We start from the raw sequence: 25916 nt of genomic DNA, 5'->3' as shown, positions 1-25916 counted from the left end.
TATGTAAGGATTATTTAACCGCATCTTTTAACGCTTTACCAGGTTTGAATGCAGGTACTTTACTTGCAGCGATTTCAATCTCCTCACCTGTTTGTGGGTTACGACCTTTACGAGCCGCACGCTCACGAACTTCGAAGTTACCGAATCCGATCAGTTGTACTTTATCACCTTGTTTTAAAGCTTCTAAGATAGAATCAAAAACAGCGTCTACTGCTTTTGTTGCGTCCTTTTTAGAAAGGGAACTTGCTTCTGCAACAGCATTGATTAAATCTGTCTTGTTCATGCCATTCACCTCCTCCCAAAGATAAGACTGTATAATGATCATAAAATGAGTCTTACTTTCATTTGTAGGCAATTTTTGCAAATTCTATACTACAAAGATGTAGATAAATCATTATCAACGCCTATATTATACGATTCTCCTTTATAATTCAATATTTTTAAGGAAATTGTTACTCTTAAAATGTGAAAATCTGATGAAACTTGACAATTTACAACAATGTATTAGATAATGACTGTTTATTTTTCTATTTTATAATCAAAAAAAACAAAAAATCCCTCTACAATGAGAGGGATTTTTTCTTATAGTATAATCGCAATTAATCCGCCAGATCCTTCATTAATAATTCTTTCTAGCGTTTCTTTTAATTTATATCTAGCATTTTCTGGCATTAAAGATAATTTCGCCTGAATTCCTTCTCGAACAATCGAGCTAAGTGAACGTCCAAATATATCAGAATTCCAAATTGATAACGGGTCATCTTCAAAATCTTGCATTAAATAACGAACTAATTCTTCACTTTGCTTTTCAGTACCAATAATCGGCTCAAACGTTGACTCTACATCTACTTTAATCATATGAATAGATGGCGCTACCGCTTTTAACTTCACACCAAACCTTGAACCGTGACGAATAATTTCTGGCTCATCTAAGCTCATATCCGCTAATGCAGGTGCTGCTACACCATATCCTGTTTGCTTAACCATACGCAGTGCATCCGCCACTTGATCGTACTCTATTTTCGCATGAGATAAATCGAGCATAAGCTTTAACAAATGATCTTTCCCTCGAATTTCTACTCCTACTACTTCTTTTAAAATCTGATCATATAATTCATCTGGCGCATATAAATCAATCTCCGCCACACCTTGCCCCATATCAATGCCAGCTAGGCTCGCTCGATCAATAAATTCATATTGACTAAACTGCCAAACAACGCGATCCACATCACGAAGACGTTTTATATCCTTCACAGTTTCTTGAACTGCTTCTTGATAACTTTGACGCAACCAATGCCCTTCATTTAGCACCATTACCCAACTCGGAAGGTTCACATTCACTTCTAATACAGGGAATTCAAATAGCGCTTCACGAAGTACATTATATACATCTGTTTCTCTTAAACTCTCCACACTCATTGCAATAACCGGGATATCATATTCTTCTGATAAACTTTGGCGTAATTGCTCTGTATCTGGATGATACGGCTGTACCGTATTAATTATCATAATGAAAGGTTTTCCTACTTCTTTCAACTCATTTACAACGCGTTCTTCTGCCTCTATATAATCTCTTCTTGGAATTTCACCAATTGTTCCATCTGTTGTAATTACAACACCAATTGTTGAATGTTCTTGAATTACTTTACGCGTGCCGATTTCTGCAGCTTCATGGAATGGAATAGGTTCTTCATACCAAGGGGTATTAATCATACGCGGGCCATTCTCATCTTCATAGCCCTTCGCTCCAGGAACCGTATATCCAACACAATCTACTAATCGAATATTCACTTCAAGTCCTTCATCTACTTCGATAGAAACCGCTTGGTTTGGAACAAACTTCGGTTCCGTCGTCATAATTGTACGACCAGCAGCACTTTGAGGCAATTCATCCTGCGCTCTTTGACGGTCAGACTCATTCTCAATATTTGGAATAACTACAAGTTCCATAAATTTTTTAATGAATGTTGATTTCCCTGTTCGAACAGCTCCTACAACTCCAAAATAAATATCACCGCCTGTTCGTTCTGCAATATCTTTAAAAATATCTACCTTTTCCAAGTGATTCCCTCCCTCAAAATTTTTGGGAATAATTCCGCGTTTATAGTCAACTAATACCTTCTCTAACGTTGCCTATAATATCTGATATAATATAATGGTATTCTAGAAGTTCGGACAATATATCATATAATTTTGTCCAATTTCATATGACTATTAAAAAATATCTTTTGTTTGCATCGTAAGTTGTATAACATAAAAAACCTTTCTTCTAGAACTTATTCACTAAAAGAAAGGTTCATGACTTATCATTTTAAAAAAATTGGTTCTCCGTCCTTTACTGTGTACGGTAAAGAATAAGCTGGTACAAACGGGGAACCTTTCGAAAGTATATTTCGAATATCTTCTCCCTCTGTAAACTGCCCTTCATTTTTTTTCAAAGCGTCATATAGGTCGATTCTATAATCAACAAAAACTTCTCCTTTTTCATTAATTACAAAAGGAAGTCCTTTACCAGAATATGGACTTGTCACTTGTGGCACATCTTTATATCCTAGTTTTTTGAAATCCAATTCATATACACCATCTGAAATTACTTTTTTAAAAGGTGGATATTGATGTTCATCACGATACATCCTAAGCTTTAAAGATAGTTCCTGAATTTGTTCAGCCATCCTAACATCAATTAACTTTACTGTCGGATTTGTTTCAACGTCTATTAATACGTATTGATATACTCCTCCACTTTCATACGCATTCCCTGGCGCTTCTTGTATGTAACGCGGGGCAATCTGTTGAAAATCGATTGGATACTTTTGATAAATAGGTGTACTCATATCCCTCGTCTTAATTGGCAATATCCCATCATTTTGCTCCTTAAATGTCACAACAGCTTTTTGAACAACCTGTAGCTGATCTTCATAAGGAACCGCATTTTGCTTCATATTTTCTTTCGGATACAGACACCCCGTTAAAAGGCTCATACAACAAAATATTAAAATAATATGGAATTTTTTCACTAGCATCACCTTTTCATACTAATCTAATTTGCTCCGTATGTAGTATTTTCGAGACCATTCCATTTACTGCTGTACAGGTCCACTAAATACAACAAGAAAAATAACAATTCCTGACACAATCATAAGGGTGTACGCTACTAACGCTGTAATCCCTTTCAAAAATTTATTCTTTATTCTATGTCTACTTAATAAAATAAAACTTACTGCAAAAAACATAAATCCAATTGCCCCTAAAGCCAGCCACATTTTCATAAGCCCTTCTGACATATACACACCCCTTTTTATTAATCTATTTTTATACTATTTTAACAAATTAAAATCTTTAAACAAATACAAAAAGAACATTTTACTACAAATCGCGAGTATGTAACTTTAATCAATAGGTTTTCCAGCATTTCTCACCAATCTAGGCAAAAATAAAACCGAAGCGATTGTATCTCTCGCTTCGGTTGACCAAATATGCCCAAAAACAGCTCTATTCCCATTCTTTCATGGCTATCATATGCAATCTCCAAACTCTTTGTTTCTCATAATTTATTTTTTAAACATTTTGCTTAACGAACCAAAATCTGTTGGCATATTATTATTAATAATCGCTTTTACAATTTGATCCTCTTGCTCTTTCGGCACTTCACGTCCCGCCATAAGAGCCACTTGATGAATTAATTGACGAAGTACAGTTTCATCACGTAAATTCGCATTTTGCACGGATGATGCTAATTTAAAAATATCCTCTTTATTTACTTTCGCTTCCTTCTCAATATTATTAAAAATATTATTATCCATTCTTTTCACCCTCTCCTCAAGTTACTCTTCATCCTATGCAAAAATGAAAAAATGGTGAAAAGACCCAAAAAATAAAAAAGCGACAGAAGTACAAATGTACTTCTGTCGCTTTTCTTTACAGTAAATCAGGTATAGCTTCCACTTCATGTTTTCGAACACGTCCCATCAATGAGCCTACTGCATCTTTTACGTTATTCCCATTGAACAGCACGTCATATAAAGCAGCTGTAATCGGCATTTCAACTTCCATTTTCTCTGCCAATTCATGAGCAGCTTTCGTTGTTCTTACACCTTCCACAACCATACCCATGCTTTCTAACACTTCTTCTAAAGAGTGTCCTTTTCCAAGCATATTTCCAGCGCGCCAATTTCGGCTATGAACACTTGTACAAGTTACAATTAAGTCTCCCATACCAGTTAGACCAGCAAACGTTAACGGATTCCCGCCCATTTTTCTTCCTAAACGAGCAATCTCTGTTAAACCACGTGTCATCAATGCCGCCTTTGCATTATCACCTAATCCAAGACCATCAGTTATACCAGCAGCTAATGCGATAATATTTTTTAACGCACCACCAAGTTCAACTCCAACGATATCTGGATTTGTGTATACACGAAAATAACTATTCATAAATAAATCTTGTACTTCCTCAGCCGCTTCCATACGCTTTGCTGCAGACGTAACTGTTGTCGCTTGTCGTAAACCGACTTCTTCAGCATGACTCGGTCCAGACAGTACAACAACATCTTTAATTAAGTGCTCTGGAATTTCTTCCTCAATCACTTCCGAAATACGTTTTGACGTACCAGGTTCAATTCCTTTGCTCGCATGAATCCAAGTAATTGGTTCAGTAACAATTTCTTTCATCTCTTGTAATACATCTCTGTACGCTTTCGTTGGTACTACTAGCAGTACTGTATTTACATCTACTAATGCTTCTTCTAAAGAAGAGTAGGCTACGATTGTGCTTGGCAATGTAATGCCTGGGAGATATCGACTATTCTCATGTTTCGTATTAATTTCATCCATAAGTTCTGGGCGATTTCCCCAAATACGTACATCATGTCCATTGTCAGCTAATACCATCGCTAACGCTGTTCCCCAGCTACCTGCTCCTACTACTGTGATTTTTGTCATAAAATCACATCCTCTCCATTAGTCTCTTGCTCTAGCGATAATGTGAATCGGCGTTCCTACGAAGCCAAATGATTCACGTAAGCGATTCTTTAAGAAACGCTCATATGAGAAGTGCAATAATTCAGGATCGTTTACAAACACAACAAATGTCGGTGGTTTTACCGCAACTTGTGTTGCATAGAAAATTTTCAGACGGCTACCATTATGAGTTGGCGTCGGATTCATCGCTACCGCATCCATAATTACATCGTTTAATACGTTCGTTTGAATACGGATACTATGACTTTCATTTACCTCATCGATAACCGGTATTAATGTTTGTGTACGTTTTCTCGTTTTTGCAGATAAGAAAACAATTGGTGCGTATTCTAAGAATTGGAAATGAGCACGGATATTTTCTTCAAATGCTTTCATTGTTTTTTCGTCTTTTTTCACTGCATCCCATTTATTTACAACGATAACAACAGCTCGCCCTGAATCATGAGCATATCCAGCGATTTTTTTATCTTGCTCAATAATTCCTTCTTCACCATCTAAAACGACTAAAACAACGTCAGAACGTTCAATCGCTCTTAGCGCACGAAGTACACTATATTTTTCTGTACTTTCATACACTTTTCCTTTTTTACGCATACCAGCTGTATCAATAATTACATAATCTTTTCCATCTTTACTATATGGTGTATCGACAGCATCACGAGTTGTTCCTGCTACATTACTAACAATTACACGCTCTTGACCAAGAAGAGCATTTACAAGTGATGATTTCCCTACGTTTGGACGTCCAATTAAAGAGAAACGAATTGTGTCTTCATCATATCCGTCTTCTTCAATCTTTGGAAAATGTTGTGCAGCTTCGTCTAGTAAGTCACCTAACCCTAATCCGTGTGTACCTGAAATTGGGAATGGTTCGCCAAATCCTAATGCATAAAAGTCATAAATGTCACTGCGCATTTCCGGATTGTCTACTTTATTTACTGCAAGTACAACCGGTTTATTTGAACGATATAAAATTTTTGCAACTTCTTCATCAGCTGCTGTTACACCGTCACGACCGTTTGTCATAAAAATGATAACATCCGCTTCATCAATTGCTACTTCAGCTTGTTGACGAATTTGTGTCAAAAACGGCTCGTCTCCAATATCAATTCCGCCCGTATCAATAATGTTAAATTCATGATTTAACCATTCTCCAGCGCTATAAATACGATCGCGCGTTACACCTGGAATATCTTCTACGATTGAAACTCTTTCTCCAACAATTCTATTGAAAATAGTAGATTTCCCTACGTTCGGGCGACCTACTATCGCTATTACTGGTTTCGGCATATACTTTCATCCTTTCAACTTGCTTCTGTTTATTATGTAAAAAACCCTTCTTTGTGCAAGAAGGGATTTGCATTCCAGAATATTTCTCAACGTATCAAAACACCTCACATTATAACACACGTTGCTAATGTTTCACAATAATATATACATTCTCTTGTAAGCGATGTGCAATACCATCTAAAATTGCTTCTAAATTATTTGCAACAAATTCTAGTTCCTCCGTCGATTCGCAAACGAATAAAGGAGCACCACCTGCAAATTTTTCTGGAGTCGTTGTTATAACTGCCAGAATAACACTTTCTAACATCATCGCTTATCTCCCCTTCCTTTTGGGGCTTCCGATGACATATGGACAGCACTTTCTAACGTTGGTACATTTCCTATGACACCTATCGCTTTCTCTGCATCTTGATCTTGCGGCAGGACAAAAATCCCAACCCTGCCATCCTCTAAATCACGCTTTGCTAACGGTACAAGCGCTGGTGTACCAGAATCTCTATAAATCCCTAACGCTACTGAAACATCGTGTAAAATAGCTTGTCGTTGCCCTAAATTTGAGATTGTAACCATCGCATCAATTGATTTCGGCTTTAAAATAAAACCCATACCATATTTCATAATTTCTTCTTGTCTTGCTGGCAATCCAATATTCATAATGTAAATATTGTCAATATAAAGCCCTGCTCCTTCAAAACGAAGCGGAACGTGCTCAATTTCAACAAGATCATGTAGCCTTTTACCAGACATTAATTTTTTCGCGATAAAAAATGCGATTATAGCCATAATTACTCCTGCAATCCATGAACGGAATCCTATATACGCAAACGTCGTTGCAAACGACGTTAACATTGCCAAATAGTTGCGACTTTCAAAAACCAATGCAATTCCTTCAATGTATGTATTTCCACGCGGTACGAGCTCATACCCATCTAATTGTTGAAGCGTATTTCTTTCCATATTACGTACATCACGAAATTGTGTCGCTGCTAATGTAAGAAATGTAATGGCAGAAAAATCTTTTTTCAAAATAGACGGGATTGCAATCGCTCCTAAAGCAGCTGCAATTAACCCCATTGCAATATGAATAATTTTCCCATGTAGCCTCGTCGGATATTGCCGCGTATCCGTCCGAAGCATTAGCACCCTTGTAACTGTCCCCGCTATTACGCCGCATAAAATGGCTGGTGTATATTCAGTCATGTATTACCCTCGCCTTTCTTTTACGTGTTTTTCTCTTAAACCGTTCCATGTATACTGATGCTTTTGCAATCCAAAACAATATTGCCATGAATAATGTAGAAATGGCGACGATATCAAAAAATGCTAAACTACCGTAATCATATGGAAAATTCAATTTGCTAAAAATAAATGTGACTAGCAGCTCTGCTTGTAACATCCCTACATATAGAGAACATAATCGTAATATGCGATCCCCATGCAATAACACCGATGCATACACAAGAGCACTACTTAGCAGAAACACTCTATCCACCACAATCCAAATCGGATCATATATTTCTAACAGATGAAAACTTGTATATAACATTGCAATAATAAGTGCCGAAAGTAAGCTATACAATTTTTTCCAGACGGAATATAGCGTGATCCCTATAAAAGAAATAATACAAAGTAAAAGAGCATTTACTGATACCACGAATGAGGCAATCGTTACATGTAACGGAGAGCAAATTATAAAAATCAGTATACAAGCGCCTAACTTCCATCGGATAGGGTCCTTTTTCATAAAAAAGGTTACAATGATCCACCCTATCCAAGCTACAAAATAAAAAGTACTTCCATCCATCAACTTCACCTCCTATGTTTTCCATTATGGGAACTTTTTATGAAAGTTAATCCACTTTATTTACGCATAGTTTTTTCTTATAACAGCAACACTTTTAACAAGGAGGTGTTATTCATTATGGGTAAAGATCGCCAAGAACGAAAACTACGAGAATCACGCCGCGTTGAATCCGATCGTGATCAATCACTACAATATCCAGGTGCAACTGGACTTGATACACCAGAACAGGCTCGAAAACAAAACCAGCACTAATTAATACAAAAAGACGGTTTCTATATTGTACGAAACCGTCTTTTACATAATCAGTTTAATGATTTCTATTTATATCGAAATAATATTTCGCATACTATATCCTCCCATTACTTCTTTTTACCTTCACCTATTCCCATTAAAAATTAAGTTCTCTCCAGTAATTCGACAACACACCATCTACATTTTTCAACCCTTTTTCAATTACAATTTTTACGAAATGATATTTTTATATAATACTAATTCCATTCTCCACTTTATATTACGAAAAAGAATAGAACAAAAAAAAATCAACCGAATGGTTGATTTTTTATCTCCTACTATAATGCGCAGTATCAATACCACGCTGCATTAACCAATGATATGTTTCACCCTTTACAACAAGAGGTACAGATTGCAACTCTTCTATCGTCTTCGCACCAAGAGCTGTCATTATAAATTTCAAATCTGTATGTAGAAGCTCAATTTCATCTACTAACTTCTCGATACCATCTTGCATTAAAATACGTAAAAAATAACCAGCAAACGCAGTTGTATTCGCCCCTAATGCGATTGCTTTCGCTACGTCAAGCGCTGTTTGTATACCCCCAGATGCAATAAAAGAGAGGTTATTATTTGTAGAGGTTGCTTCAATAATCGAGGTTGCTGTTTGTATGCCCCAGTTATTAAAATAAGAAAGCATTCGCTGTCTTCTTTCGTTTTCAACAGCAGCAAAATTCGTACCACCTTGCCCACCAATATCAATTGCTGTTACACCTACGTTCACTAACTGTTGCATTGTTTCCTTACTCATCCCAAATCCAACTTCTTTTACAATGATAGGAACTTTACTATTTAAAACAATTTTCTCAATGCGCTGAAGTACTCCAGTAAAATCACGGTCTCCTTCTGGCATCGTTAACTCTTGTATGACATTTAAATGAATTTGTAATGCATTCGCTTCAATCATATCAACGGCGCGCTCTGCCTGCTCGATAGTTGCCTCACTACCTAAATTAGCAAAGAAAATACCATTTGGGTTTACCTTTCTAATCACCTTATAAGAAGCAGCTTCACTTTCATCTTTTAACGCCGCCATTTGCGAACCTACAGCCATAGCAAGGTTATGATGTTTCGCTACATATGCTAATTGCTCATTAATATGTAACGTTTTCTCTCCTCCACCACCAGTCATCGCATTGATAAAAATCGGCGAACTTAGTGAAAGTTCGCCGATTTTTGTTTCACATGTTATTGTGTCATAATTTGAATTTGGCAAGCTTTGATGCACAAAATCAATATCATGAAAGCCATGCGTACGAGACTGGCCAGTAGAAAGAGCGTATTCAATATGATCTAATTTACGTTTTGCCCTTACCACTTGTACCCCTCATTATTTCTTTAATTTTTTCAGTTGTTCACCAATAATATCACTTAATTGGAAAGTAGCAGAATCAGCATTTGGCTCATACTGACTATAATCTTCAGTTACATTATTTTCCTCAAGCGCTTCTTTTATACTTAAAGAAATACGTTTCTCTGCTACGTGAACTTCAAGTACTTTCACTTTTACTTCTTGTCCCATTTCCAATACTTCATTCGGATTTTTCACGTGACGATTTGCAATTTGAGATACGTGTACAAGCCCTTCAACGCCCGGTAAAATCTCAACGAATGCACCAAATGTAACAAGGCGTTTTACTACTCCCTCACGAATATCTCCAGCTTTTATTTCGCCAGCAACGTTTTCCCAAGGTCCTGGTTGAGCTGCTTTAATTGATAAAGAAATACGTTGTGTATCAGCATCAACAGATAACACCTTTACCTTAACCTTTTGACCTTGCTCTAACACTTCAGAAGGTTGCTCTACACGTTCGTGTGAAATTTGTGAAATGTGAACTAAACCGTCCACTCCACCAACGTTAACGAATGCGCCAAAGTCAGTTAATCGTTGTACTGTTCCTTCAACAACGTCCCCTTCTTTTAATGAAGAAATTGCTTCTTTTTTCTTAGAATCTAGTTCTAATTCTACTACCGCTTTATGCGAAAGGATTACACGATTTTTTTCACGGTCTAATTCAACAATTTTCACCGCTAATGTTTTACCTTTATAGTCAGTAAAGTCTTCTACATAATGTACTTCTACAAGTGAAGCTGGAATAAAACCGCGAACACCAAGGTCCACAACTAATCCGCCATTCACAATATCTTTTACAATAACATCAAATACATGACCAGAAGTAAATTTCTCTTGTAGTTCTACCCATGCTTTTTCTGCATCAACAGCACGTTTAGATAAGACAAGATCATCTTCTTCTAATTTAATAATTTTCAACTCTAGTGTTTGATCTAATTCTACAACATCGCTTGCTTTTTCAATATGAACGTTAGCTAATTCACTAATTGGAATTACGCCATCTGTTTTGTATCCAACATTTACAAGCACTTGTTTCTCTTCAACCTTCGTTACAGAACCTGTAACAACGTCACCAACTTGTAATTCTTTTGAATCCATAACTTCTTCATTCATTTTCTCTACCATGGAAATACCTCCCTACAGAATTGACAAAGCATTTTTTATGTATATACGAAATGAAAACAAAGTTTTCATTTGCATGTTTAAGAATTTCTCATCACATACTCTTTTTCAATAACATTCACAAGAAAATATATTAAACCTATATAAATAGTATACAGCAAAACCAGCTTGAAAAAAGTATGTTTTGAAATATAATAGCGAATATATTCTGACAGTTTTATTCCTCTTTAACTAACTTCTTACAAATCAGCTCATTTGTCAAGGAAAGAGACTCACAATTCACGTATCCTTTACATTTCTATTTAAACAAAAAAAGAAAGAGGACTATCCCCTTTCTTTATTTCGCAAACACTCCAGAAACAATGCTCATAATTTTTTGGACAACTTCTTCAATTGATAAAGAAGTCGTATCTAATTCCAATGCATCATCAGCCTTTTTTAGTGGAGAAACTTCGCGTTCTGAATCTAATTTATCACGCTGAGCAATTTCTTCTTTTAGCTGCTCTAAATTAGAATCGAAACCTTTATTTAAATTTTCTAAATGTCTTCTTTCCGCTCTTTCTTCAACAGAAGCAAGCATAAAGATTTTCACTTCAGCATCCGGTAATACATGTGTACCAATATCACGGCCGTCCATTACAACGCCGCCTTTTTTCGCTAACTCTTGCTGACGACGTACCATTTCTTCACGAACAAGGCGATGTTTCGCTACAATAGATACTCGATTCGTCACATCAGGTGTACGAATTACTTCAGAAACATCTTGTCCATTTAAAAATACAAGCTGTGTATTTTCTCCTTGCTGAAACTCAATATTTACATTCTTTACAACTTCCATTAACTGCTCTTCATTTTCAATGTCTACTTTTTGTTCAAGGGCTGCATATGTAAGCGTACGGTACATTGCGCCTGTATCAATATAAACGTAAGAAAGTTCCTTCGCAACAACTTTTGCCACTGTACTTTTCCCAGCAGCTGCTGGACCATCTATAGCAATTGAAATTCGTTTATCCATTGTAACACCTCATTTTTTCACTTATAAAACAAAACGAAAAGCAGGTGTTCACCCTGCTTCTTCTCATTTGCTTCACGTCATTAAATCCTCAATTATTGTAGCATAATCCTTCATAGAAGAAAATGAAAACTACCTATTCACCTGCAAGATTTCCACTTTGTTTTTTACCATGACACCCTCATAATAAACAATTTTAGATAAATATTTCACTGATGACTTATGTATAAATAACAATTGCACAACAGAAAGACAAATGAATTGTATTATTAATATACGAATAAAAATTCTCTCCATCTTTTTCACCGGAATTCTTCCCTCCTATACTATATTTGCACATTTCGTTTCATGATTTTATACATCGTACATATAGCAGTTAATTTTATTGTCATTTTCGAGGCATACTTTTATACATTTCCATTGTCGAATTTACTCAAAACATGTTATGTTCTAAATGTATTTTTTTACTTGAAAGGGGTATAAGCATTGAAAAGAATCCTAGTTTTACACACAGGTGGAACAATTGCAATGGAGGAAGATAAAGAAACTGGGGTCGTACAACCAGGTGAAGAAAATCCTCTTTTAAAATTCATTCCTGATTTAGAAGCCGATGTTGATTTAATCGTTGAAGATGTGTTCCACCTACCATCTCCTCATATGACACCGAGCGAAATGTTACAATTACAAGTCATCATTGATGAAAGAGTAAAACAAGACAACATTCATGGCGTAGTCATTACGCATGGCACGGATACATTAGAAGAAACAGCTTATTTCTTAGATTTAACAGTACAAGCAACTATTCCGATCGTAGTGACAGGTGCAATGCGCTCTAGCAATGAGTTAGGTGCTGATGGTCTATATAACTTCTTATCAGCTGTAAAAGTTGCTAGTTGTGATGAAGCTGCAGAAAAAGGTGTTTTAGTCGTATTAAACGACGAAATTCATTGCGCTACAAATGTAACGAAAACACATACAAGTAATGTTGCAACATTCCAAAGCCCACAATACGGACCAATTGGAATGGTAACAAAACGCGGCGTTGTCTTCCATCACGCTTTAGTACATCACGAAACATATACGATAAACAAAGTGTCTAAAAATGTAGTTGTTCTAAAAGCATATGCTGGCATGGATGATACATTATTAGCAGCAATCGAAAATCTTCCTGTAGACGGCATTGTTATCGAAGCTCTTGGACAAGGTAATCTCCCTCCAAGAACACTACCTAGTCTAGAAAGATTATTAAATAGAGGTATTCCTGTCGTATTAGTTTCTCGCTGTTTCAACGGTATCGTTCAAGACGTATATTCGTATGAAGGTGGCGGTAAACACTTAAAAGATATGGGCATTGTATTCACATACGGCTTAAATGCACAAAAAGCACGCATTAAATTACTTGTTGCATTAGAGAATACAAATTCTCATGAATCCATTCAAAATATGTTTATGCACGAATAAAAAGGAGCTGTCGAGGTTTTCCCGACAGCTCCTTTTTATTTTTCTCTTGATGCAATGGTTTGCGCAATCGCATCTCCATGAAATCTTCCGTTCTCGATAAATATTTCATTTGCATTATTTCCAGCAGCAATGACACCTGCAATGAAAATATTTTCAGCATTCGTTTCCATTCTATCCTCTGTATAAAATGGACGTCCTGTTTCTTCATCAATCTGAACACCCATCTTCGTTAAGAAGCTATGATCAGGATGATAACCAGTCATCGCAAATACAAAATCGTTTTTGATTGTAAGAGCTTCACCATCAACTGTAAACGTTAATGTATGCTCAGTAATTTCTTTCACATGAGCCCCAAAATGCATTTGAATTGTACCATTTCGTACTAACGCCTCAAATTCCGGCAAAATCCAAGGCTTTATGCTTGGTGAATACTCAATTCCACGATACAGTACCGTTACACGTGCACCAGATTTAACAAGTTCTAACGCGGCATCTACACTCGAGTTTTTCCCACCTATAACTACTACATCTCGATCAAAATAAGGATGCCCCTCTTTAAAATAGTGAGCTACTTTCTTCAATTCCTCACCTGGAACATTCATATAATTTGGATTATCATAATATCCAGTTGCTACAACAATATATTTCGCTATATATATTTCCTTACTTCCGTCACGCTTTGTCGTCTCAACCTGAAAAGCTTCTCCATCTTTTTGAACTTTCTCCACTCGCTCAAAAGCATTTACACGTACAGATTTACGTCTTACTACTTCACGATAATACGCAAGCGCTTGATTTCGAACTGGCTTACGATTTTCTGTAATAAAAGCTACATCACCAATTTCTAATTTTTCACTAGAAGAGAAAAATGTTTGATGAGTTGGATAATTATAAATGGCATTTACAATGTTTCCTTTTTCAATTACTAACGGATTTATCCCTACCTTTTGCAACGAAATTGCAGCCGCTAATCCGCACGGACCGCCTCCGATTATAATAACTGTTTCTTTCTGCATACTCGTCCACTCCTAGTCTTCTACCAATACACTATTTATAAAAACAAGAAAAAACCTACTTACAGCAGTAGGCACCTATCTTTATTGTATTCATTTTTCATATATTTGTCATCTAAACGAAACGTACATCCGATAGACATCTGCTAAAAACTGCTGAAATTTAATACCTTGTTTCCCTAATACATTCTCAGGATCAATCTTTCTAGCTGGATCAAGCGTTTTATGTGACCCGATATCTTTTTTCGGATATAAGCCAAAGTTTTGGCATAAATACGCATGACACCATGTAAAACGATTATATGCTTCCCAAAAGTTAACATCACCTCCATAACAAAGTTCCACTCCAATGGCCGCCTTATTCGCGTCATAGCCATATAAGTCATTATCCGTCGGCACACCATATCGAACATGATACGCAACTTCATTTATAGGAATAATCTCCAATATTGTTTCATCATCTATAAATGTATGCGCCGAAGCTTTCGGTTGTAATTCATTAAAGTAATCTCGATTCCCTATCGCATTGCTTCCAGGATTCCCCGTATCATGGCTTACAATAAATCTCACTTTAGTCAGAGGAATCCCCGGTCGTGAACTTCCATATCCAATATAGTTGCGCTATATAGGAAACATCGCCATTGCTACCAACTCCCGCTCTAGAAGATTACCTTACTTCCTTATATATGTATTCGGTAGCAATGTCCTTATCGCATATTTCTTACGCGAAGAGAAAATCGAAAATATTTGAAGTGAACACCATAAACAACAAGATACTTACAGCCACTCCATAAAAACCGTAAAACCAAACACAATCTTCTTTCGTATCTAAACCGAAAAATTTATTTACCGATTGTAATAATGTGCCACGCTTGCTTTGTTTGTTTCGTAATACTTCCACTCGCTCTACAACATCTGCTGGCATCATAAATCTTTGGTCTACTGTCATTTTCATCATTTATCTCTCCTTAAAATCATTTCCGTTTTGTTTATCTAAGGAGAGTATAGCACGTTTGTTCGTATAGAACAAGCGTTCTTTTTATTTTTATTTTATTTTTCAGCAAGCCAAGTAAAAATCGAGATTACAACGGCAATAATCGGCCCTACTACAACCACACCAAATACCAAAAACAGTAACCCTTCCCCGAACATCCGAACGGTACTTATTTTTCGAGCTTTCATCGTTCTTGCAAGTTCTCCCTCTAACCTCTTAACCTTCTCTTCTAATTGTTCTACTCGTTCCAGCATTTCATTCTCCATATACAACACCTCATTTAATACTTCAACAAAAAAACGTGATTCCCTCGAAAGGAAATCACGTTTTCTCAAGATATAATATTTTATACCCAACCTCTGAAGCGGCTTGCTTCAGCCATTTTACGAACACCAACCATGTACGCCGCTAAGCGCATGTCACTTTACGAACTTGTGCTGTTTCATAAATAGAATCAAATGATCTTACCATTACCTTTTTCTAAACGTTGTTCTACTTCCTCCTCAGTCCAGTAGTAACCTTGGGTGTTTTGGACCCACTCAAGGTAGATACTGGTAACCAAACAGCACTTGCTAACACGTCTGGAACAAGCAAAATTCCGCGATCTGTTAAAATTTTAGTCGCTTCTAATGTTGTTGGACCATTTGCAGCTTCAACAACGATTTTCGCTTTAATATCATTAGCATTTTCTTCTGTAATTTGGTTCTCAATTGCAGCTGGTACTAAAATATCGCAATCAAGTTCTAACAATTCTTTGTTTGAAATTGTATTGTTAAATAGCTTTGTTACTGTACCGAAGCTATCACGACGGTCTAATAAATAATCAATATCTAATCCGTTTGGATCATGTAACGCGCCGTAAGCATCTGAGATTGCAATAACTTTCGCACCTGCATCATGCATAAATTTAGCTAAGAAGCTACCAGCATTACCGAATCCTTGAACAACAACGCGTGCACCCTTAATATCAATGCCACGTTTTTTAGCAGCTTCGCGAATACAAATTGTTACACCTTTCGCTGTTGCTGTTTCACGTCCATGTGATCCACCTAATACAAGCGGTTTACCTGTAATAAATCCTGGTGAATTAAATTCATCAATACGGCTATACTCATCCATCATCCACGCCATAATTTGAGAGTTTGTGAATACATCTGGAGCTGGAATATCTTTCGTCGGACCTACGATTTGGCTAATTGCTCGTACATAACCGCGGCTTAATCTTTCTAACTCACGGAATGACATTTCACGTGGATCACAGATAATTCCACCCTTACCTCCACCATATGGTAAATCAACAATACCACATTTTAAACTCATCCAGATTGAAAGTGCTTTCACTTCATTTTCTGTTACATTCGGATGGAAGCGAATTCCACCTTTCGTTGGACCAACAGCATCATTATGTTGCGCACGATATCCTGTAAATATTTTAACAGTCCCGTCATCCATACGAACTGGTATTTTCACTGTCATCATACGAATTGGTTCTTTTAATAATTCATATACTTCGTTTGGATAACCCAATTTTTCTAACGCTTCACTAATAACAATTTGTGTTGAATTCAATAGTTCAAAATGTTGTTCCCTTTGTTGTTGTGTTTTTGTTTGAGTTCCCTTTTCGGCTACCATAGTAAGTAAACCCCCTGTAATTTCACTTGTTTAGTAAACCTTCATTGCCTAGTATACACCCTTAAATTTGGAATGCAATAGAAAACGCTAACAAATATATACAAACTATTTTCTGTTGCAAGCGTTTTCACTATTATTATAGTCCTTTTATTACTTTTAGAAAAGTAAAATACTTAAATATTTAAATATTTTTTATTTTCATCAACCACCCTCCCATAAAACTGCATATTTTATTTTCAAAAAGTATGTTCGAGTATTTACAATCATCCCTTCCCTTCTCCAAATAAAAACAAAACCTCAGCTATGTTGTATTAGCTGAGGTTTTGTTTTTTCACAAAGTAATTGTGTATTTGTTCTATCGCGTTAACATCCATTAATTCTTTACCGTACTCCATGATGCGATAAATGGTTGCTGTAGACGGATTACCGTATTCCGCTAAAATAGCTATAAAATCCGCCTTTAACAATTGAATTTGTTCCTCTTCTTCCACCCAAAGATAGAAGCGCTCATCCCACGTATATAGCTTTCCGCCAGTTACACCAAGGTTATATAAGCGATTCGACAGGTTAATTACGTCATCTAGCGTAGCAAACTCATATAATATATGCTCACTTTCATCTAGAGTCACTTGCATTTCAATAAACTCGTCACGGAACTCATCATCTGTATCCATTTCTTGATTTTCTTTCGTTACAATTACAACCATCCCTTGTGCTTGTAGAGAAAACACTTCAACTGCAATCGGACCATCTGCTTCAAACCCTAATTCCTTATTTGCTTCTTGCATCATATCACGAAATAATTGCTGTACTTTCGGTGCATTTCTCCATAAATCTTCTTTCGTTAATCCTCGTTCAGATAAATCATCAAATGTTAGAAAAATTTTTATCTTATTGTAATTTAATCGTTCCAGCCTCATCTCATACCCTCCCTACGTAACCAATGCATCTAATTTTTATTATATGAAATAGAAAATAGATGGTTCTTTTCGAACAACTATTCCGACATTTTTAACCATCCATCCCATTCTTCTTTCGTATCACCAATTAAGATTGTTTCAATGTCCAACTGGTTTAGAACGCCTAGATTTCCGATAAATCCAACAGAAAGAGATTCCCTTTTTTCTTGTAATAAATTTATAAAGTTCATCGTCTTTTTCATTTCTTGTTCGTCAGCAAAAGATATAAATACATATTTCGGCTGTATTTCCTCTACCGCTGATAACATACCATCTTCAGCTAAGCTTGTCCTAATATATATCGCCTCATATCCTTTTAAGCGTAAATAAGTTGAAAAAATAAATCCTTTCAATGCATCCTTTTCTAACACAATAACTTTGTGTAAAGAGGAAAACATTGAGGCATTGTGATACACCATCCCTAGACGCGTTTGTAAAAATGATAGTGCATATTGAAATTGCACCATTGAAATCTCATTATTATTTTTTGACGTTAATAATTTGTCTGTCACTCGAAGAACGATACTGGCAACAACCTTTTCTGTTGAATATATACTAAAAGCTTCGTTTAATAATGCAGCAATTGTAATTTCATCAAATTTTAACAAAGCTTGTAGCAAATCGTCCACTAAAACAACTTCTTTATCGAAATGTATCTCTTTTTGAACTGTACTCTGCAAACGATTCTCTTCTAATAACTGAACTGCTTGTCCAATCATCATACCGGAAGAAACTTTTTCCATTAACCATTTTAAAATTTGAATATGCTCTTCTGTATATAAGCGATGCCCAGCTTGATTCCGCTTTGGGGCAATAATTTGATATCGTCTTTCCCATGCACGAAGCGTACTCGGCTGAACTCCAATTATATTCGAAACGGCTTTTATATTATATTTCCCACAAAGAGTTGGCATCATTTCCCTCCGCACAATGTAATGATATGTGTTTGAGCAGGTGCTCGGAAACGAAGTGGTATCAATGTTGTTCCATACCCATTACTAACAAAGAGAATCGTATTCAAATGGTTATATACGCCACCTTTTAAATATTTTTTAGATGGGAATAATCGGATTTGTCCTCCATGCGTATGGCCACTTAACACAAGTGAAATCTGTTCATTTCCAGACATTTTTTTTATTATATCAGGGTTGTGACTAACTAGGATACGAAAACCATCTTCTTTACAATCCGCCAATGCCAAATCTAGACGATCACGGTGCAATCCAACATCATCTATACCGAGCAAACAAATTTTCTCTCCTAATTCAGACTCAAATACCACTCTTGTATTATCTAAAACTTTTACGTTATTTTCTAATAATAACGCATCTAATTCATGATATTCTATCTCATAATCATTGTTTCCCCACACAAAATATACAGGACCTATCTCTCTTAACTTTTGAATATTCGCAGAGATTTTTGATAAAGAGACACCTTTCTCTGCTAAATCTCCTCCGATAATTACGAGATCTACTTTTCCTTTTACTTGTTCAATTAACAAATTCGAAATGACCCTTCTATGAATATCAGAAATAAAAAACACATTTACTTTTTGAAAACTTTTCGGAAATTCTTTAAATACTAAAGTATGTTCCAACACCGTATTACGCATCGCTTCTTTATACATCACAAAAAGTAATAAAATCCCCATGCCTATGAGAGTACTGAATAATATAATCCATATCATATTTTTGACTCCCTCCTCATAAAGATAATCCTAGGCTTTTATAACAAACTGTGATCGCTTAACTCGCTAGCTTTCTTGCTTTGTGGACTTATCTTTTATCGGAATTTTTAATTCTTGACCTGCACTCACTTCATCTTCCTGCAAGTTATTATACTTTTTAATTACTTCAATTCCATTTCCATCTGAAAAATATTGCTTCGCTATACTTTCTAAAGTTTCTCCCTCTTTCACAGTATGCGTTATTACTTTTTCAGAATGTTTCTGCGACTCAGATTTAGCTGAATCAAAGAAGATTACTTCAAACGCACTTTTTCCAGCATTATTACTATCACCCTTCACCTGAATATATTTATCCGTGTACCACAAAATACTAATCGGCAGAAGAATGAATAGAAATGTTAAAACCCGGACGAAAATGTGATTTATTTTAAACTTTTGTTTTTTCTCTTTATTTCTATGAATTTCACTACGCGGCGGTAAACTTTCTTTTTCTTCCACTCGCTCAACTTCTAATTCCTCTTCAAAATCAGGAATTCGTTTCCTCATGTTGTTCACCACCACCTTCCATTTATTTTCTTAATTGGAGTCCCATTATAAAATCAACAAGAAAGTGTGCAAAGATTGTTATAAACAAATTTCCTGTCCATTCAAATACATAACCAAAGACAAAACTAATAAAACAGACGAAACAAAATAAAAATGGCTTTGTTATATAACGAATATGTAACACTGCAAATACGAAGCTCGCAATTACAATTCCAAAATGAGTCTGTACTACACCTCTAAATAAAAATTCTTCTGCAAAACCAATCAAGAACGTAATAACGAGTAAGTGTAGAACGGACATTCCTCGAAACATCTTATCGTTAATACCACCATCATCAAACCATGACTCCGGAAACACTCGCATTGCAACATAATCTAATAACACAATACCAATCGCTAACAAACCACCTATAATAAGTATAGATACTGGTTCCCATTTCCATAAATTAAAGACTTCTTTTACATCTTGAAATAATATATATGCCAGTAAACAGCCAATACCGATAATAATTAACTGTGTTATATATAGATTCAGCCTTATTTCCTGCGGACTCATATCTTCAACATTATGCCTTTGAATGTTCATCATTCCTCCATCTTTTCTAGGCCGAAAAGCTTTTGTAACTCTGTTTCCCAATTATAGTCGAAATCCGATTGTTGCGCTCGTCTTTTTTTATAATCTTCTTTGGTAATACCGCAATAATCGCAGCAATTAATTAACTCTTGCTCTTTCCTATAACCGAACTGTTGCAGCACATATTCACGTCTACACCCTTTAACTTGTATCCATGACTTCATATTTTCTAGCTCACTATATTTATTACGCAACCTTATTTCTACTTCAGCTATTAATCGGTTCATGATTTCATCTGACAAACCTTCTAATAATAATCTTCGTTGTTGTATAATTCCAACCTGTTCGAGATGATAACGAACGAAACGCCAATATTGCTCATTAAATCTTGCTGCATTATAACAAATTTCTTCTACATCTTCTATTGGTAATTCCTTCGTTTGAAATATTCTTTCTTGTAGTAAAGAAAATAAAAATTTTATTTGTGACTTACTTGGCAATTCATCCTCAATGATTGAAATTGGTAAATCATGATCCAACGGACTACATAATAAAATAGCTATACTCGGTTCGCCATCTCTTCCAGCTCTTCCGATTTCTTGTAAGTAAGAGGCTATATTAGTTGGATAATGAAAATGAATAATATATCGCGTATTCGCCTTATTTACCCCCATACCAAATGCACTTGTGCATATTACAAGTTGCAATTGATCGTTCATAAACTGCTGTTGAATTAACATACGCTCTTCATGTTCCATACCACCATGATAAAAAGCTACACCAGTAACACCTTTCCCTCTCAAGTATTCTGTTAACCTTTCTGTCCACGCTCTACTTGAGCAATATACAATCCCCGGCCCTTGTAAATACATCACCTGCTCTAAAAGCGCCTCTTTCTTTTCTTCTATCGTCTCTACAAATTGCACATCCATTGCAATATTAGGACGATCAATAGAGTATACATGTTCCGCGGCACCCTTTAAATTTAAACTATCTGCGATATCCTGCAGTACCCCTTTTGTCGCTGTGGCTGTCAATGCTAATACTGTAGGAGAACCAATATTTTCAATAACTACATTTAGTTTTTTATAGTCCGGTCTAAAATCATAACCCCATTGAGAAATACAATGAGCCTCATCAACAACAAATAATGCAATATGAATTTTCTTCAATTCCCTAATTAATAACTCCGACTGCAACATCTCTGGTGAAACAAAAATAAATTTATATGAAGATAATTTTTTCATCGCTTCTCTTTTTTCATTTAATGTCCGAAAACTATTAAATGCTATCACTCGGTTTTTCACAACATACTTTAATTGTGTCACTTGATCTTCCATTAAAGATAATAACGGTGATACAACAAGCACTGTTCCTTCTCGCATAAGCCCCGGAAACTGATAGCACATAGATTTCCCTCTTCCAGTCGGAAGCATTGCTATCACATCTTTTCCTTCTAATAAATCTGTAATTACTCCTTTTTGACCTGGACGAAATTCAGAATATCCAAACCACTTATATAAATATTCTTCAAGTTTCATTTACACCCTCCATCCGCGCTAATACAAGACGAACTTCAAAATAAGAAATATCTTCTCCAACCGCTTGTTTCAAAACACGTAACTTCCGCGTTTGCAATGCTTCAATTACTTTTATTACTTTGTCTATCTTTTCTTTTTCCATAAACATTTCAATAGAAAAATCTTTTTCTCGCAAAGCAATTTCAACAAAATGATCTTCTATCGTTGCAACCTTTAAATTCCGAATCGTCGCTATTTCTTCTAAAGAACGTCCTTGTCTCCAAAAATTATATGTTTTTTTCGTGGATAAACTAAATAATTCAGCTCTCTCATTTGGATAAGATATAATTTCAGCTAATAGTGGAAATTCATTTTCTTTATCACGAACTTCTTGTATAAAGAAATGTATTGTACCCCAAAATAAAAAATACACCCTGAATATATCTTGTTTCGTAATTTCTGCTAATTGTTGCAATGTACAACCAATGCGTTCATAACCCGTTAATCGATATGTTACAATCATCGCTTCTATCGCATTACTCTTTTCTAAAAGATTATGTACTTCCGTCCATAGTTTTCTCGCCAACTCACTTCTCTTATATGGCCTTCCTGTTAGAAAACGTTTCACCCACATCATTATTTCTGTATCTTGCTGAATTGGAATAAATCTCGTATTATTCTGTTGTAAATTTGATATGGTTTGAATAATTAATGATAATCTTTTCCAAAATGTTTCACCTAATTCACCATAATGTAAACCATGCAAATGCGCCGGAAAAGCATAAACTTCCTCCCATTTATGTAACTGCATTTTACCCGTAGGTGTTAACACATATGTATTTTCATGTATTTCTTGAATAAAATCCGCTTGCAACAACTTTGCAACTTCACCATCATAGTCATTTCTATTTAATGATTTATATATTCCGAACAAAAAAGAAACTCGGAACATATTTCCATCTTGTAAAGTTTGCGAAGAACGTTTGCCCTTTAGTAAATAATAAATAGAAGAAACGGTTCTTTCACCATTCAATTGTTTTAAACAATGCAACAAAGTATATTGTATTTGCATGACCGCTTCCACCTTCCAATCTTAACTTCATTCTTTTCAGTACAATTACACTATCTACTGTCGCTCATTAAACTTATCATATAAGAACTATATACTTGTATATATTCTATTGTATCAAACGAAATCATATTTACGTATTTTGAAAATCTTATGACATAATTCAAAAATAAGTTGACACTCTAATTGATAAGCATTATCATTATAATTTTATGTTGAAAAGTTTTACAAACCGTTTTACAATAAGGTTATAATTTTTATGGCGAGCTTTTCACATACATATTATCAGGAGGGAAAAAAGATGGCAAAATATACAATCGTTGATAAAGATACTTGTATTGCATGTGGTGCTTGTGGCGCTGCTGCACCAGACATTTATGACTATGATGATGAAGGTATTGCATTTGTAACATTAGATGATAACCAAGGTATCGTTGAAATTCCAGATGTATTAATTGAAGATATGATGGATGCATTCGAAGGCTGTCCAACTGACTCAATTAAAGTTGCTGACGAATCATTCGACGGAGACGCTTTAAAATTCGAATAGTCTTTTATTAACTTCAAAAAACGCCCCTCCTATTGATGAGGGGCGTTTTTTGTATCTAAATTTTATTTTCCTTAATAAAAAACCATTAGTAGTTTCACACTACTAATGGTTTTAGTATATATTATGCATTTTTCATTTTTGCAAACACCCATACTTTCAGGCGTGAGAATAATGCTACAAATACAATTGTTACAACAATCCCTTTAATTAAATTAAATGGTAAGATTGCCGTTACAACCGTTGTTTTTATAGCTTCGCTAGACATAGCTGGTGAATTTAAAAACCAAGTGTACGCCGGGAATATGATGATGTAGTTTAATACACTCATAATAAGTGCCATTGTAATTGTCCCTAGCATTAATCCTGTAGTTAAACTCTTCACAGTACGATACTTTCTAAATAAGAAAGCTGCTGGCCCAATAAATAAACATCCTGCAATAAAGTTTGCAATTTCTCCAACTGGTACTCCCGTTAAACTTCCTTGAATCCCGTAATGTAAAATGTTCTTTATCGCCTCTACAATCACTCCTGCTACTGGTCCAAAGATAATTGCCGCAATTAGAGCTGGTACATCACTAAAATCAATTTTCAAAAATGGCGGAAGCCCTGGGAACGGGAAATCCAACATCATTAGTAAATATGCAATACTACTTAGCATCGCTACACTCACCATCTGCACTACACTGTTTTTTTGTTTCATCTTTCTCTCTCCTTTTCCATCGATCATCTCATGGAAAGTGGAAAGGTTCTGCTATGCCTATTTTTTCATAGAACGAAAAAACCCTTTGTGTTTTACACAAAGGGAGAATTTAAGGCACATCAAACAGACGTTCAAATCCATATCTTTTTTGAACGCTTGAACCTCCATCTTCTCCCATCCAGACTATACTGTCGGCTTTGGAATCACACCAAATCCTGCCTTAACGGCTCGCGGGCTTAGAACAAAATCATAAATAGTTCATCACCGCCGGTCGGGATTTTCACCCTGCCCCGAAGATAGACCGATATTCTATTTTCCCCTTCATTATACAACAACCTCATAACATTGTGAACTAAAAAATTGTAACTTATTTAAAATTAGTTATTTATTTTTCGTAACAACAAATAAATTGCGAGATATTTTACAATACAATCCATATTTTTTATTATTCGGCATTTCTCTTTTGAATTACCTAGTCATATATAATTAAAAGTGATAAGATATTGAATTGTTAAGATAAGAACATTTTCTGAGTTATGGAGGAAATGTCATGAAAAAAGACAAGAGACATTCTATTCGAGAAGCAATGAAAAAAAACTTAAGAAAAGAATACTTTTACTTAAAAAAAGAATTACTTTTCTACTGCCCAATTGATTTAGGCACATTCTCAAACGAGACATACTATGCTACTTTCGATGAAGATGGCATCAGTATTTATCAGTATGATAAAAAAACAGAAAGTAAATTAGAATTGTGTGAGCGTCATCCGTGGAAGAGTTGGAATAAAGTGAAGATTGATCACTATTTGACAACTTCTCAATTTATTTTTCAGGGTGAGCGAAATTGGATCTTATCTCTTTTTCAAAAAGGAAAAGAAGCTCAAAAAATTATTGAAGAGCATACATCTTTACAAACAGAAGTTGTTTCCCGCTCTTTCTTAAAAAAACTTCCTGGTTTTCGTTCTAATACACCACTGAATAAATACATCGGTAGTATTTGTTACACTGCACTTATTGCATTTTTATTAAAATGGATGATTCCATTTCAAGCACCACAAATCGCCCTGTATTCTATCTCGATTGGTTGTATGCTTCTTGGCCTACTTTGTTTGACAATCGGTTTAATTGAACCGACTATCGTACTGTTTCGAACAAAAGAGAAAACAAGAACAAAAGTTTTTTACTTATATAGCTATTTAGCTATTTCTGGATTTATATGTGTCTTTATTTTTTGGTAAAAGAAGCCGTCCCAAAATAAATTTTGGGACGGTTTTCTTTTAGATATAGATGCTCTGATTCACTCAATAGTTCTAGCAAAAGCGCCCATATAATTTCATTTACATTGAATCTTATTTA

Annotated in this window: 30 protein-coding genes, 1 pseudogene and 1 riboswitch; of the genes and pseudogenes, 4 read left to right on the top strand and 27 right to left on the bottom strand. The window is 35.4% G+C overall.

The features are described 5' to 3' along the window. Positions 1–10: 10 nt before the first annotated feature. The 10 genes from BC_RS07490 to BC_RS07445 all read right to left on the bottom strand — a co-directional run bounded on the left by BC_RS07490 (position 11) and on the right by BC_RS07445 (position 8074). On the bottom strand, positions 11–283 hold the full coding sequence (locus BC_RS07490) for an HU family DNA-binding protein (protein WP_001043860.1): 273 nt from the start codon (positions 281–283) through the stop codon (positions 11–13). Between the two features lie 299 nt (positions 284–582). Beyond that, entirely contained in the window at positions 583–2061 is a 1479-nt protein-coding gene (gene spoIVA / locus BC_RS07485; RefSeq protein ID WP_000416519.1) for a stage IV sporulation protein A, read from the bottom strand. 245 nt (positions 2062–2306) lie between these two features. Continuing rightward, positions 2307–3017 carry a hypothetical protein gene (locus tag BC_RS07480; RefSeq protein ID WP_000713407.1) on the bottom strand — a complete coding sequence of 237 codons (711 nt, stop codon included), beginning with the start codon at positions 3015–3017 and terminating at the stop codon, positions 2307–2309. 63 nt (positions 3018–3080) lie between these two features. Continuing rightward, entirely contained in the window at positions 3081–3284 is a 204-nt protein-coding gene (locus BC_RS07475) for a DUF2768 domain-containing protein (RefSeq protein ID WP_001289008.1), read from the bottom strand. A 267-nt stretch (positions 3285–3551) separates the two neighbouring features. Then, positions 3552–3803, bottom strand: a complete 252-nt coding sequence (locus BC_RS07470) for a stage VI sporulation protein F (protein ID WP_000369754.1) — start codon at positions 3801–3803, stop codon at positions 3552–3554. Positions 3804–3918: 115 nt separating this feature from the next. After that, entirely contained in the window at positions 3919–4941 is a 1023-nt protein-coding gene (locus BC_RS07465) for an NAD(P)H-dependent glycerol-3-phosphate dehydrogenase (RefSeq protein WP_000161763.1), read from the bottom strand. Between the two features lie 18 nt (positions 4942–4959). After that, on the bottom strand, positions 4960–6270 hold the full coding sequence (der, locus tag BC_RS07460; protein ID WP_001125893.1) for a ribosome biogenesis GTPase Der: 1311 nt from the start codon (positions 6268–6270) through the stop codon (positions 4960–4962). A gap of 124 nt (positions 6271–6394) precedes the next feature. Then, positions 6395–6580 carry a capping complex subunit for YIEGIA gene (locus BC_RS07455; protein WP_000979059.1) on the bottom strand — a complete coding sequence of 62 codons (186 nt, stop codon included), beginning with the start codon at positions 6578–6580 and terminating at the stop codon, positions 6395–6397. Next, a complete protein-coding gene (locus tag BC_RS07450; RefSeq protein ID WP_000141596.1) occupies positions 6577–7470 on the bottom strand; it encodes a YIEGIA family protein in 894 nt (297 codons plus the stop codon). The genes BC_RS07455 and BC_RS07450 overlap by 4 nt, the downstream gene beginning before the upstream one ends. Beyond that, positions 7463–8074 (bottom strand): YphA family membrane protein, encoded by a 612-nt coding sequence (locus tag BC_RS07445; protein ID WP_000349100.1) that lies wholly within the window; start codon positions 8072–8074, stop codon positions 7463–7465. The genes BC_RS07450 and BC_RS07445 overlap by 8 nt, the downstream gene beginning before the upstream one ends. A 117-nt stretch (positions 8075–8191) precedes the next feature. Between BC_RS07445 and BC_RS07440 the strand changes: the two genes are divergently transcribed. Further along, positions 8192–8326 (top strand): YpzI family protein, encoded by a 135-nt coding sequence (locus tag BC_RS07440; RefSeq protein WP_000513900.1) that lies wholly within the window; start codon positions 8192–8194, stop codon positions 8324–8326. A gap of 307 nt (positions 8327–8633) precedes the next feature. Here the strand turns inward: BC_RS07440 and BC_RS07435 are convergent, their stop codons facing one another. From BC_RS07435 to BC_RS07420, 4 genes are all read right to left on the bottom strand, one after another. Beyond that, complete coding sequence (locus BC_RS07435; protein ID WP_000251036.1) at positions 8634–9683, bottom strand: type 2 isopentenyl-diphosphate Delta-isomerase; 1050 nt, start codon at positions 9681–9683, stop codon at positions 8634–8636. A gap of 12 nt (positions 9684–9695) precedes the next feature. Continuing rightward, positions 9696–10844 carry a 30S ribosomal protein S1 gene (gene rpsA, locus BC_RS07430; protein ID WP_000229552.1) on the bottom strand — a complete coding sequence of 383 codons (1149 nt, stop codon included), beginning with the start codon at positions 10842–10844 and terminating at the stop codon, positions 9696–9698. Between the two features lie 334 nt (positions 10845–11178). Next, positions 11179–11856, bottom strand: a complete 678-nt coding sequence (cmk, locus tag BC_RS07425) for a (d)CMP kinase (protein ID WP_000361252.1) — start codon at positions 11854–11856, stop codon at positions 11179–11181. Positions 11857–11985: 129 nt separating this feature from the next. Further along, positions 11986–12159, bottom strand: coding sequence for a YpfB family protein (locus BC_RS07420; protein WP_000738057.1), 174 nt, complete (start codon positions 12157–12159; stop codon positions 11986–11988). A gap of 180 nt (positions 12160–12339) precedes the next feature. Here BC_RS07420 and ansA point away from each other — a divergent pair, with 180 nt between their 5' ends. Beyond that, positions 12340–13314, top strand: a complete 975-nt coding sequence (ansA, locus tag BC_RS07415; RefSeq protein WP_000821999.1) for an asparaginase — start codon at positions 12340–12342, stop codon at positions 13312–13314. Between the two features lie 35 nt (positions 13315–13349). Here the strand turns inward: ansA and BC_RS07410 are convergent, their stop codons facing one another. The 12 genes and pseudogenes from BC_RS07410 to BC_RS07355 form a co-directional block, all read right to left on the bottom strand. Further along, positions 13350–14330 (bottom strand): YpdA family putative bacillithiol disulfide reductase, encoded by a 981-nt coding sequence (locus BC_RS07410; RefSeq protein WP_001168520.1) that lies wholly within the window; start codon positions 14328–14330, stop codon positions 13350–13352. Between the two features lie 108 nt (positions 14331–14438). Beyond that, complete coding sequence (locus BC_RS07405; RefSeq protein ID WP_250702594.1) at positions 14439–14939, bottom strand: peptidoglycan recognition protein family protein; 501 nt, start codon at positions 14937–14939, stop codon at positions 14439–14441. 109 nt (positions 14940–15048) lie between these two features. Further along, on the bottom strand, positions 15049–15285 hold the full coding sequence (locus tag BC_RS07400; RefSeq protein WP_001983018.1) for a DUF3961 domain-containing protein: 237 nt from the start codon (positions 15283–15285) through the stop codon (positions 15049–15051). A gap of 92 nt (positions 15286–15377) precedes the next feature. Next, entirely contained in the window at positions 15378–15587 is a 210-nt protein-coding gene (locus BC_RS07395) for a hypothetical protein (RefSeq protein WP_000426763.1), read from the bottom strand. Between the two features lie 80 nt (positions 15588–15667). Beyond that, a pseudogene (gene gudB / locus BC_RS07390) lies at positions 15668–16953 on the bottom strand (NAD-specific glutamate dehydrogenase). A 311-nt stretch (positions 16954–17264) separates the two neighbouring features. Continuing rightward, positions 17265–17873 (bottom strand): genetic competence negative regulator, encoded by a 609-nt coding sequence (locus BC_RS07385; protein ID WP_001235402.1) that lies wholly within the window; start codon positions 17871–17873, stop codon positions 17265–17267. 77 nt (positions 17874–17950) lie between these two features. Further along, entirely contained in the window at positions 17951–18826 is an 876-nt protein-coding gene (locus BC_RS07380; protein WP_001142465.1) for a MerR family transcriptional regulator, read from the bottom strand. Next, complete coding sequence (locus BC_RS07375) at positions 18826–19602, bottom strand: metallophosphoesterase (RefSeq protein WP_000637791.1); 777 nt, start codon at positions 19600–19602, stop codon at positions 18826–18828. Before BC_RS07375 ends, BC_RS07380 begins: the two co-directional genes overlap by 1 nt. A 66-nt stretch (positions 19603–19668) precedes the next feature. Further along, a complete protein-coding gene (locus tag BC_RS07370) occupies positions 19669–20148 on the bottom strand; it encodes a LysM peptidoglycan-binding domain-containing protein (RefSeq protein ID WP_001231553.1) in 480 nt (159 codons plus the stop codon). Positions 20149–20170: 22 nt separating this feature from the next. After that, positions 20171–20734, bottom strand: a complete 564-nt coding sequence (locus BC_RS07365) for a CPBP family intramembrane glutamic endopeptidase (protein ID WP_001025780.1) — start codon at positions 20732–20734, stop codon at positions 20171–20173. Next, positions 20734–22263: an ATP-dependent DNA helicase RecQ gene (gene recQ / locus BC_RS07360; RefSeq protein ID WP_000762966.1), complete on the bottom strand. Its 1530-nt coding sequence runs from the start codon at positions 22261–22263 to the stop codon at positions 20734–20736. Before recQ ends, BC_RS07365 begins: the two co-directional genes overlap by 1 nt. Then, entirely contained in the window at positions 22253–23314 is a 1062-nt protein-coding gene (locus BC_RS07355) for a helix-turn-helix domain-containing protein (protein ID WP_001167018.1), read from the bottom strand. The genes recQ and BC_RS07355 overlap by 11 nt, the downstream gene beginning before the upstream one ends. 298 nt (positions 23315–23612) lie before the next feature. On the opposite strand from BC_RS07355, the gene BC_RS07350 reads away from it, so the two are divergent. Then, positions 23613–23861: a ferredoxin gene (locus BC_RS07350; RefSeq protein ID WP_001151993.1), complete on the top strand. Its 249-nt coding sequence runs from the start codon at positions 23613–23615 to the stop codon at positions 23859–23861. 121 nt (positions 23862–23982) lie between these two features. On the opposite strand, the gene BC_RS07345 is transcribed toward BC_RS07350, so the two are convergent. Next, positions 23983–24561 carry an ECF transporter S component gene (locus tag BC_RS07345; RefSeq protein WP_000810855.1) on the bottom strand — a complete coding sequence of 193 codons (579 nt, stop codon included), beginning with the start codon at positions 24559–24561 and terminating at the stop codon, positions 23983–23985. Positions 24562–24723: 162 nt separating this feature from the next. Beyond that, positions 24724–24863, bottom strand: a riboswitch (FMN riboswitch). A gap of 248 nt (positions 24864–25111) precedes the next feature. Here BC_RS07345 and BC_RS07340 point away from each other — a divergent pair. Beyond that, complete coding sequence (locus BC_RS07340; RefSeq protein WP_000710836.1) at positions 25112–25798, top strand: hypothetical protein; 687 nt, start codon at positions 25112–25114, stop codon at positions 25796–25798. The last annotated feature ends 118 nt before the right edge of the window (positions 25799–25916 follow it).

Source organism: Bacillus cereus ATCC 14579, assembly GCF_000007825.1.
Taxonomy (GTDB): domain Bacteria; phylum Bacillota; class Bacilli; order Bacillales; family Bacillaceae_G; genus Bacillus_A; species Bacillus_A cereus.
This window is presented reverse-complemented; position numbering and strand designations above follow the sequence as displayed.

What these genes read in the sequence shown, in the direction of transcription:
- BC_RS07445 (WP_000349100.1), bottom strand. Translation starts at nt 8,074, where the DNA reads ATGGATGGAAGTACTTTTTATTTTGTAGCTTGGATAGGGTGGATCATT.
- BC_RS07475 (WP_001289008.1), bottom strand. Translation starts at nt 3,284, where the DNA reads ATGTCAGAAGGGCTTATGAAAATGTGGCTGGCTTTAGGGGCAATTGGA.
- BC_RS07465 (WP_000161763.1), bottom strand. Translation starts at nt 4,941, where the DNA reads ATGACAAAAATCACAGTAGTAGGAGCAGGTAGCTGGGGAACAGCGTTA.
- BC_RS07400 (WP_001983018.1), bottom strand. Translation starts at nt 15,285, where the DNA reads ATGATGAAAATGACAGTAGACCAAAGATTTATGATGCCAGCAGATGTT.
- BC_RS07365 (WP_001025780.1), bottom strand. Translation starts at nt 20,734, where the DNA reads ATGAACATTCAAAGGCATAATGTTGAAGATATGAGTCCGCAGGAAATA.
- BC_RS07455 (WP_000979059.1), bottom strand. Translation starts at nt 6,580, where the DNA reads ATGATGTTAGAAAGTGTTATTCTGGCAGTTATAACAACGACTCCAGAA.
- BC_RS07450 (WP_000141596.1), bottom strand. Translation starts at nt 7,470, where the DNA reads ATGACTGAATATACACCAGCCATTTTATGCGGCGTAATAGCGGGGACA.
- BC_RS07490 (WP_001043860.1), bottom strand. Translation starts at nt 283, where the DNA reads ATGAACAAGACAGATTTAATCAATGCTGTTGCAGAAGCAAGTTCCCTT.
- BC_RS07440 (WP_000513900.1), top strand. Translation starts at nt 8,192, where the DNA reads ATGGGTAAAGATCGCCAAGAACGAAAACTACGAGAATCACGCCGCGTT.
- BC_RS07350 (WP_001151993.1), top strand. Translation starts at nt 23,613, where the DNA reads ATGGCAAAATATACAATCGTTGATAAAGATACTTGTATTGCATGTGGT.
- cmk (WP_000361252.1), bottom strand. Translation starts at nt 11,856, where the DNA reads ATGGATAAACGAATTTCAATTGCTATAGATGGTCCAGCAGCTGCTGGG.
- recQ (WP_000762966.1), bottom strand. Translation starts at nt 22,263, where the DNA reads ATGAAACTTGAAGAATATTTATATAAGTGGTTTGGATATTCTGAATTT.
- BC_RS07345 (WP_000810855.1), bottom strand. Translation starts at nt 24,561, where the DNA reads ATGAAACAAAAAAACAGTGTAGTGCAGATGGTGAGTGTAGCGATGCTA.
- der (WP_001125893.1), bottom strand. Translation starts at nt 6,270, where the DNA reads ATGCCGAAACCAGTAATAGCGATAGTAGGTCGCCCGAACGTAGGGAAA.
- BC_RS07470 (WP_000369754.1), bottom strand. Translation starts at nt 3,803, where the DNA reads ATGGATAATAATATTTTTAATAATATTGAGAAGGAAGCGAAAGTAAAT.
- BC_RS07355 (WP_001167018.1), bottom strand. Translation starts at nt 23,314, where the DNA reads ATGCAAATACAATATACTTTGTTGCATTGTTTAAAACAATTGAATGGT.
- BC_RS07340 (WP_000710836.1), top strand. Translation starts at nt 25,112, where the DNA reads ATGAAAAAAGACAAGAGACATTCTATTCGAGAAGCAATGAAAAAAAAC.
- rpsA (WP_000229552.1), bottom strand. Translation starts at nt 10,844, where the DNA reads ATGGTAGAGAAAATGAATGAAGAAGTTATGGATTCAAAAGAATTACAA.
- BC_RS07375 (WP_000637791.1), bottom strand. Translation starts at nt 19,602, where the DNA reads ATGATATGGATTATATTATTCAGTACTCTCATAGGCATGGGGATTTTA.
- BC_RS07380 (WP_001142465.1), bottom strand. Translation starts at nt 18,826, where the DNA reads ATGCCAACTCTTTGTGGGAAATATAATATAAAAGCCGTTTCGAATATA.
- BC_RS07410 (WP_001168520.1), bottom strand. Translation starts at nt 14,330, where the DNA reads ATGCAGAAAGAAACAGTTATTATAATCGGAGGCGGTCCGTGCGGATTA.
- BC_RS07395 (WP_000426763.1), bottom strand. Translation starts at nt 15,587, where the DNA reads ATGGAGAATGAAATGCTGGAACGAGTAGAACAATTAGAAGAGAAGGTT.
- BC_RS07385 (WP_001235402.1), bottom strand. Translation starts at nt 17,873, where the DNA reads ATGAGGCTGGAACGATTAAATTACAATAAGATAAAAATTTTTCTAACA.
- BC_RS07370 (WP_001231553.1), bottom strand. Translation starts at nt 20,148, where the DNA reads ATGAGGAAACGAATTCCTGATTTTGAAGAGGAATTAGAAGTTGAGCGA.